The organism is Corallococcus sp. CA047B, from assembly GCF_003612065.1.
In the GTDB taxonomy this organism is placed as follows: domain Bacteria; phylum Myxococcota; class Myxococcia; order Myxococcales; family Myxococcaceae; genus Corallococcus; species Corallococcus praedator.
Genome location: NZ_RAWD01000385.1, coordinates 1 through 8,024, shown reverse-complemented (window position 1 = coordinate 8,024; position 8,024 = coordinate 1). Strand labels below are relative to the sequence as shown.

Genomic DNA, 8,024 nt, shown 5'->3' with positions numbered 1-8,024 from the left:
GAGGTCCCCCTCATGGTCCAGGTCAAGCGTCCTTCCAGCCCCACGTCGCCCCTCCAGACGCGGGTCGCGCCGGAAGCCTCCACCCGGTCCAGGTCCGCGTTGGGCTTCAACGCCGTGGCGGCGCGCGACAGCTTCAGCACGGCGGCTCCGGCGGGCTCTCAGCGGGGCAATGCGCTCTCGCAGGTGAACAGCCTGCGCCTGCCCATCCCCTGGCCGGGCAAGGGCGAGGCGGACAAGATCGGTTGGATCCAGAAGGCGTATCCGCCGGCCAAGGACTCCACCGCGGAGTTCCAGAAGCTCAACCAGGCGGTGCGCACGGGCCAGAACGTGCTGCCTCCCGAGGCCAAGGACTGCGTGTTCCTGGCGGTGGGCGGGCTGCTGTCGGAGGCGGCGCCCAAGGAGATCTACTTCGACAAGAACCTGGACGCGCTGGAGGCCCAGGGGCTGCAGGTGGGCCGGGTGCCCGTGGACACGGACATGGGCGTGGAGCACAACGCGGCCATCGTCCGGCAGGCGGTGCTGGAAGCCGCCAAGAACGGCAAGCAGGTGGTGCTGATGGGCCACAGCAAGGGCGGCCTGGACTCGGCGGCGGCCCTGGCGCTGTACCCGGAGCTCAAGGAGCACGTGCGCGCCCTGGTCACCATCCAGTCGCCGTACGGCGGCTCGCCCATGGCGCAGGACCTGCTGGACAACCCGCTGGTGCGCTACGGCGTGGGCGGCGCCATCGAGGCCATTGGCGGCAGCATCCAGGCCGGTGAGGACCTGACGTACGACTCGCGCAAGAAGTTCCTGGCCGAGCACCCGATGCCCGCGGGCATCCCCACCGTGTGCATGGCCTCCACCACCGCCAACCCCACCTCGCCGCTGTTCGTCGCCGAGGAGTACATGCAGCAGCGCTACGGCGTGAAGTCGGACGGCCTGGTGCTCCCGCAGGACGCGTTCATCCCCGGCTCCAAGTCCGTGACCCTGCACGGGCTGGATCACCTCGACTCCACCGGGACGACGCTGAACCCGTTCAAGCCCTACCAGCCCGAGGACCTGACCCTCTCGCTGGTGGCCATGGCCTTGAACATGCCCAAGGGCGGCTGAGAAACGACGTCGCCCAGCGGCTAGATTCGGGGCCGTGAGCCTCTTCCCGACGACCCTCCCCCCCGCCGAAGCCATTCCCTTGCGCGGAGGTCCCACGCTGCGCTGGGGCGTGCTCGCGCCCGGACGGATCGCGGGAGGCTTCGTCTGGGCCCTGCATCACCACACCGACCAGCGCGTCCACGCGGTCGCCTCGCGGGATCCCGAACGCGCCGGGCGCTTCGCCGCGACCTACGGCATCTCGCGCGTCCACGCGTCCTACGAGCAGCTCGTCGCCGATCCCCTCGTCGACATCGTCTACGTGGCGTCTCCCCACAGCGAACACAAGCGCCAGGCCCTGCTCGCCATCGCCGCCGGCAAGCACGTCCTCGTGGAGAAGCCTCTCGCGCTCGACGCTGGCGAGGCCCGCGACATCGCCCGGGCCGCTCGCGCCGCGGGCGTCTTCGCCATGGAGGCCCTGTGGTCGCGCTTCCTTCCCCAGACGCTGCTCATCGAACGACTGCTGCGCGAAGGCGTGCTCGGAGACCTCCGGCTCGTCATGGCGGACTTCGGGGGCCGCTTCGACTTCGAGCCTGAAGGCCGCATCTTCAACCCCGCGCTCGGCGGCGGCGCCCTGCTCGACATCGGCATCTATCCCATCTGGCTCGCGCACTTCGTGCTCGGCCCGCCTCCGCACGTGCACGCGACAGGCTCCCTCACCCAGACAGGCGTGGACGGGCAGGCGGCCCTCGTCCTCACCTACGCCACGGGGGCCCAGGCGCTGCTGCACACCACCCTCTTCGCGGAGACGCCCCAGGAAGCCGTCATCGCGGGCACGCACGCGCGCCTCCAGCTCGACTCGCGCTTCTTCACTCCCGGCGGCTTCACGTTGAAGGCCGCGAGGTCGGACCAGCAACTGCGCTGGACCGACCCGTCCGGCATCCACGGCAGCGAGGGCCTCGCCTATCAGGCCGCCGCGGTCGCACGACACATCGCCGAGGGACTCACGGAGTCACCGCTGCATCCGCTCGAGCGCAGCATCGCCGTGCTCGAAACCATCGACTCGGCGCGCGGGCAGCTTGGAGCCTCCGGCAGCGCAGGCGGGCCCGTCCGCTGAGTCGAGCGCGGTGGGCACTGGCAGCCCCGGGCCTGCGCATCCAAGCAGGCCCTGGAGGTCCAAGGTCAGACACCGCGCTCAGAGATTTGGAGAGGCGCTATGGCACCGCGCCCGTGGCAGGCGAAGCCGGCGGCGCCTCCTCCTGGGTCACGGGCGAATTCAACGTCCAGGAGAAGGAGTGGACCGTTCCCAACAGCCGGTAGGCCGCGCGCCTTCCACAACCCGAGACTCCAACCGTGACGGGGTCCAGCCGGGTCGTCGTGAGCTTCGCCCGCTCACAGTCCAGGTCGAACGCCGCACGGCCCTTCACATCGGGAACCCAGGCGCACTGCCCCATCTTGCAGCGCAGCTCGTAGGTCGTGTCGGCGTTGCAGCCACTCATCTGATACTGGTTCTCACCAAGATAGGTCGGCGTCAGCTCCTCGGTGCAGTTGAGGTCCTTGGCGGCGAGCTTCTCCAGGTTCGCATAGCGCTTGGCGTTCATGGACGGCCCCATTCCAGACAGGTCCACCTTGGAGTTGCTCCGGCTTCCACCGCAGCCCATCACCAGGAACGCCACGCCCAGGCCCGTGAGCGACAATCGAGAGAGGTTCATGTCGCGGCCCTCTACCACACTCACGCGGCCACGACCGTCCCCAGGGCCACCGCGCACAGCTTCTCCTCGCCGTCCTGCACCGCGAAGATCTCGCACTGGCAGACGGCCTGACGTTTCCCCACGCTCTTCGCCTGCGCCCGCGCGATGAGCAGCGTTCCCAGCGCCGGCTTCAGGTAGTTGATCTTGTATTCGGACGTCAGCGCGTTTCCGCCCAGCGCCAGCCCGCCCGCGAACGTGATGGCATTGTCCGCGAGGTAGCTGAGCACACCCCCGTGGACGAAGCCGTGCTGCTGCTTCAGTTGATCGACAACGGGCAGCCGCAGCTCCGCGGTCCCAGGCCCGCTGCTCGCGAGCTGAGCGCCCAGGAACTGGCTGAAGGGTTGGGAGGCGAATACCTGGCGCGCGAACTCCTGGAGGTCGTCCACTTCATGCTCCTGCGTTCAAGAAGGAAGGTTGCAGGAGCATGGCGCGAAAGCGGGTGTCCATCCAGGAAGCCGAAGCCCGGTCATCCGGGAAGCGCTCGAGTCCTCACGGGTTCTCGATGTCAGCCTTCTTCCACTGCTGGTGGTTGAAGCGCGGGTCCCGGTTGGGGTCGTAGTTCGGGTCGTTCGACGGCACGTACTGACCGCTGTCATTCATCCAGTACCGGGTGGCGCCCGCCTGCACCTGGTAGCGCTGTCCGTCGGCCGTGTTGCGGACCGTCTCCTCTTCCTTGATGGCGTTCATGGAGCGGTGGTGGATGCGATCCGACGTGGCGCTGTTCTGGGCGTAGGTCGCCGCGATGGACGCATTGATGGCGTCGTTCTTCTCGTGGAAGGTCCGCTGCTGCGCCTCGAAGGCCGCCTTGTTGGCCTGCATGCGCTGCTGGTGCCCCGCCCAGCTCGACTGCTCCCGAGCCATCTCGCCCTGATTGTACGCCCGGACGTACTCGGGATTGTACTGGACGTTCGCCAAGGCATTCAGGACGAAGCCCTTGCTCTCCTCGTACCGCTCCTCCGGCGCGTCGAGGGTGTGGCAGTAGTAGTTCCAACTGACCATGTTCCCCATGTCGGTCGCGTTCAGGTGGATCAGCACCAGGTAGGGCTTGCCGCTCGTTCTGGCCCACTCCGTCACCCGCGCGAGGAAGAGCTGCCGGACCGGTCCCACCTTGTAGAGCAGGTCCGAGAAGCCCTTGTCGGCCATCGCAACCCCCGGCGCGTCGTACTGCCGCACCAACTGCGAGCCCTCCTGCCTCGCGGTCGGCATCAGGTCCTCCTGGACGACCTGATCCATGGAGTAGAAGGGCCGCATCGGAGCACCGCTCTGGCGGTACACCTCCCGCATCATGGGGTCGTTGGAGAACGTGAACGTCTTGAGCGGGAGCATGAAGACATTCACGTTGCCCGGACCGCTCATGGCGGCCTTGCCGTTGTTCAGGATCCAGTTCTCCGGAAGCGGCAGGCGCCCCATCTCCATGAACTGATTGTCGAGCAGCTTGTGCAGGACGAGCCTCCCGTTGGGCTCGGGCCTGACCTGGGTCGACTTCCCCTCGTTGTCTCCACTCATGTTTCCTCCCCTCCCCGTAGACAGCCTACTGCGCGACCACCTTGCCTGCGTCACGGCGGAAGTAGACCCTGGCGTTTCCGCGCTCCACGAACAGGGCATACACCTGCCCCCTGGCATTGCGCAGGAACTCGAACCGGAGTGGGAGGATTTCAACCGGGCCGAGGAAGCGCGTCGGGGAGAGCGGCCGCAGCGTCTTCGGCGACTGCTTGTCCTCGGCCACCGTCACGGCGCCCTCGGTGATGCCCACCTTGAGCGTGCCGGAGGCGAAGTGGCCGGCCAGGTTGCCAGTCAGGTCGTTTGGCACGCCGGCATCGAGGCGGTAGGTGCCGGTGTAATCAGCAAACACGGTCGGGGCCAGCTCCACCGTGCGCTCCAGCGGGTTGATGCCGCGGCCCAGTGCATCCGACAGCGCGTTGCGGATCTCCACCATCAACTGGGTGCCTCCGGGGCCATTGGTGAGCATGACCATGCCGTCGCCGGTCTCCAGGTAGCCCTCGATCCAGGCGCGGTAGCTGTCATTGGAGCCACCGTGATGGAAGACGCGGGTCTGGCCATCGCCTTCCAGGCGGGGTCCGAGCCCGTGAAGGCTCGGAGTGACCTCCGTCATCATCTGCAGGGCGAGCGGCTGCGGCAGGAAGCCGCCCTTGCCTTGATAGCTGTTGATCAATGCGCCGACGAAGGCGCCCAGGTCGTTGGCGCTGGTCCACAGTCCCGACGCCGCCTGCTCCGGGAAGGTCTCCCAGCCTCGCGGCAATGCAGCGCGCTGTCCGTCCTTGTCGTGGGCCTTGGCGATGTTGCCCAGGCTGGCCGGCAACGGATTGACGAAGGTGCTTCGGCGCATCCCTACAGGCTGGAAGAGCTCGCTCCGGGCGATGGTTTCGAGCGGCTTGCGCGTGGTGTCCTCCAGCACCAGTTGCTCGACGGTGACGCCGCCGCCGGAATAGCGCATGCGCGTGCCCGGCTCGAAGTCGATGCGGATGGGCTCGTTCTTGGCCGGAGCCACGCCGTCGAGCGTCTGCACCAGGGTCGGCAGCTTCTCGTTCGGCAGGTAGTCCTCGAAGCCCCACACGGTCAGGCCCGAGGTGTGCGACATCAGCATCCGCAGGGTGACCTTGTCTTGAGCGAAGGCCGGCGCCTTGGGGATCCGCCACGAGGTCAGGTACGTGTTGACGTCGCGATCCAGGTCGAGCTTGCCGGCCGCCACCCTGCGCAGCGTGGTGGCGGCGGTCACGACCTTGCTGACCGAGCCGACGGAGAACAGGGTGTCCGCGTTCACCGCGTCCTGGGTGCCCGCCTCACGCACCCCGAAGCCCGCGGCCTGCACGACCTTGCCGCCCTTCAGCACGGCGATGGCCACGCCCGGCACGTGGTGGTAGGCCATGCGCTCCTGCAGCGACCAGCCCGGCAGCGGTTCGCCTGACTTGAGGGTAGAGGGACGCAGGCCGTGCTCCAGGGCGGCGAACACGTTGGGCGTCTGGCCGTTCGCCTCGGGTGCGGCAGCGAGGACATTGCCAGCGAACAGCACGGCCGCGAGCAGGGACGGACCGTGCCATCCCCACCCTCCGACGACGTGTTTCCTGGCGCTGCTCAGGGCCTGCGTGTGCATCACGTCCATGCATTCTCCCTTTGGAGTGGCGGCCGAAAGCATAGGATGGAAGGGAGCCCTGTCGAGGGTGTCTGACATCGGCGGCGAAGTCTGTCAGACCGCGAGGACATGATTCCTTCGACTGACACCCGAGCGAAGGACGTTCATGGCAACCCTGAAACAGCTGGCGTTCCGGATGGCGAGGACCCCGGCCTCCGGCTCCCTGGTGCGCTTCGGCTTCGCGCACGCGGATCGGCTCCTGCCGCTCACCTCCGTGGAGCGCTCGGAGCTGGCCGCCGTCTACCGCCACCCACGCCCGGTCTACGGAACCTTCCACCACATCGCCGTCCCCCTGCGGGGAGTGCCGGATGTCTTTGCCCTGGCGCACCCGCGCCACGCCGGACTTCGCGCCAGCCTCTTCGCGCTCATCGCCAGCGCCCGGCAGCGGGCCCCCGCGTCGGTGCTCGTCAACGCGGGGCCCCGACAGGACGTCGGACAGGTGCACTTCCACCTCACGGACGACTCGCCCTTCAGCGACGCCGTCCGCTCGGAGCAGCTCACTTGGCCGGACTGGGACGCGGCCGTCCGCGCGCTGACCTCCGTCCCCGACATCCAGGAGCGCTACCGCGCCGGCTTCTCCCTGCTCCAGGACGCGGGGGACGCTCGGGTGCGCCTCATCTGAGGCTTCAGCGGGGGAGCGCCGTGGGAGACCAGAGGTCCGCCAGGGCTCCCGAGGCGTGGGCCTCGGTGTAGCGGCGCAGGTCCTCCGCGTTGTCCGCCTCCAGCCAGCCGGACGCGATGGGCACGGCGTGCACCGCCACGCCCTCCGCGATGAGGTCCTGGAGGAAGGCCGTCATCGACGTGTTCCAGTAGCGGGGATCCTTCGCCACGCGCAGGTCGAAGCGCTCGTAGAGCGAGTGCAGGACGCCGGGCCCGAACCGCAGCAGGCCGATGTACTGCCCCTGCACCTCCTCCACCGAGCGCACCCGCGCGCCAATCTCCACGATGCGCTCACCCTCCAGGCGCAATGACTCGCAGTCCGTCGTGGGGTCCTCCATCCGCAGCTCCCAGAGTCGGCGCCACTGCGTGTCGATGGCGACGTCGATGTCTCGCGACGCGGCCAGCATCGTCCCCAGGACCTCGCGCGAGAAGACGATGTCCCCGTAGGCGACGAGGACCGGCTCGCTCCGGGGCACCACGGGCAGGCTGAAGCGCAGCGTGGCGACCATGTTGCCCGTGGTGTAGGCCGGGTTCACCACGACGCGCACGTCCCGCCCCGCTTGAATCTGCTCGGGATGCGCGCCGGCCATCACCGTGACGTCCACGCCGAAGTGCTTGTAGACGGCCAACTGGTGGTCGAGCAGCGGCGCGCCCATCAGCTCCACCAGACACTTGGGCCGGCTCGCCGCCAGCGGCCCCATGCGGGTTCCCAGACCCGCGGCCAGGATGATTGCTTTCACGATTCGTACGCCTCCAGGTACTCGAGGACTGCGGGAAGGTGGTGGGGCTCGCGCTCGGGATGCCAGAGGACTCCGAGCGCGCGCCGCTCCCTGTTCGCGAAGGCCTCCACCCCACCCTCCTCCGCGCGCGCGAGGACGTCCCACCCGGCGGGCAGGGAGTCCTCCTCCACGCCCCAGTGGTGGAAGCTCGCCACCTCCGACGGGCCTCGCCACGCGCTGGCGAGCGGGCCCGTCAGCGCATGGCGCACGCGCACGTGGCCCTCCACGCGCACGAGCCTCATCCCGGCGGAGAGCGCGAGCATCTGCGCGCCCCGGCACACTCCCAGCAGCGGCGTCCCCGTCCGGGCGGCGAGCGACAGGAGGACGGACTCCGTCTCGTCCCGGGCGGGCACCGGCTCCTGCCCCGTCCCCGGAGCGTCGTTGCCCCCGCTGAGGATGACGAGTCCCGGACGGAGGGCCTCGAACTGGGCAGCGGCCGCAGCGGCCATGTTCACCGCGGGGAACGGCACCCAGCCCGCCTCCCACAGACACGAGGCCCAGGAGTCCTCGAGCGCATCCCTCACCTCCAGACGATCCGGGACGCGGTCGCGGCGCTGGGTGACCAGGACCACGCGGCGCTCACTCATGGACCAGCCTGCGCCCCCCGCAGTCCAGCGT

9 protein-coding genes are annotated in these 8,024 nt (G+C 68.8%); 3 read left to right on the top strand and 6 right to left on the bottom strand.

Annotated features, from left to right (window positions below; translation table 11 throughout):
* Together D7X74_RS36560 and D7X74_RS36555 are read left to right on the top strand one after the other, a co-directional pair.
* A partial coding sequence (locus D7X74_RS36560; RefSeq protein WP_233602413.1) for an alpha/beta fold hydrolase occupies positions 1-1,089 on the top strand: 1,089 nt, incomplete at its 5' end.
* Positions 1,090-1,123: 34 nt separating this feature from the next.
* Positions 1,124-2,182 carry a Gfo/Idh/MocA family protein gene (locus D7X74_RS36555; protein ID WP_233602412.1) on the top strand — a complete coding sequence of 353 codons (1,059 nt, stop codon included), beginning with the start codon at positions 1,124-1,126 and terminating at the stop codon, positions 2,180-2,182.
* A gap of 97 nt (positions 2,183-2,279) precedes the next feature.
* On the opposite strand, the gene D7X74_RS36550 is transcribed toward D7X74_RS36555, so the two are convergent.
* From D7X74_RS36550 to D7X74_RS36535, 4 genes are all read right to left on the bottom strand, one after another.
* On the bottom strand, positions 2,280-2,777 hold the full coding sequence (locus D7X74_RS36550) for a hypothetical protein (RefSeq protein ID WP_147444142.1): 498 nt from the start codon (positions 2,775-2,777) through the stop codon (positions 2,280-2,282).
* 20 nt (positions 2,778-2,797) lie between these two features.
* Positions 2,798-3,202 (bottom strand): PaaI family thioesterase, encoded by a 405-nt coding sequence (locus D7X74_RS36545; RefSeq protein ID WP_120537609.1) that lies wholly within the window; start codon positions 3,200-3,202, stop codon positions 2,798-2,800.
* A gap of 103 nt (positions 3,203-3,305) precedes the next feature.
* Positions 3,306-4,322, bottom strand: coding sequence for a hypothetical protein (locus D7X74_RS36540; protein WP_120537608.1), 1,017 nt, complete (start codon positions 4,320-4,322; stop codon positions 3,306-3,308).
* Between the two features lie 25 nt (positions 4,323-4,347).
* Entirely contained in the window at positions 4,348-5,937 is a 1,590-nt protein-coding gene (locus D7X74_RS36535) for a serine hydrolase (protein ID WP_233602411.1), read from the bottom strand.
* Between the two features lie 136 nt (positions 5,938-6,073).
* On the opposite strand from D7X74_RS36535, the gene D7X74_RS36530 reads away from it, so the two are divergent.
* A complete protein-coding gene (locus D7X74_RS36530) occupies positions 6,074-6,589 on the top strand; it encodes a hypothetical protein (protein ID WP_120537607.1) in 516 nt (171 codons plus the stop codon).
* Between the two features lie 4 nt (positions 6,590-6,593).
* Here D7X74_RS36530 and D7X74_RS36525 read toward each other — a convergent pair whose 3' ends face one another.
* Together D7X74_RS36525 and D7X74_RS36520 are read right to left on the bottom strand one after the other, a co-directional pair.
* The gene (locus D7X74_RS36525; RefSeq protein ID WP_120537606.1) at positions 6,594-7,367 is read right to left on the bottom strand and encodes an NTP transferase domain-containing protein; all 774 of its coding nucleotides are present in this window, start codon (positions 7,365-7,367) and stop codon (positions 6,594-6,596) included.
* Complete coding sequence (locus D7X74_RS36520) at positions 7,364-7,993, bottom strand: gamma-glutamyl-gamma-aminobutyrate hydrolase family protein (protein ID WP_147446814.1); 630 nt, start codon at positions 7,991-7,993, stop codon at positions 7,364-7,366. Before D7X74_RS36520 ends, D7X74_RS36525 begins: the two co-directional genes overlap by 4 nt.
* Positions 7,994-8,024: the final 31 nt, after the last annotated feature.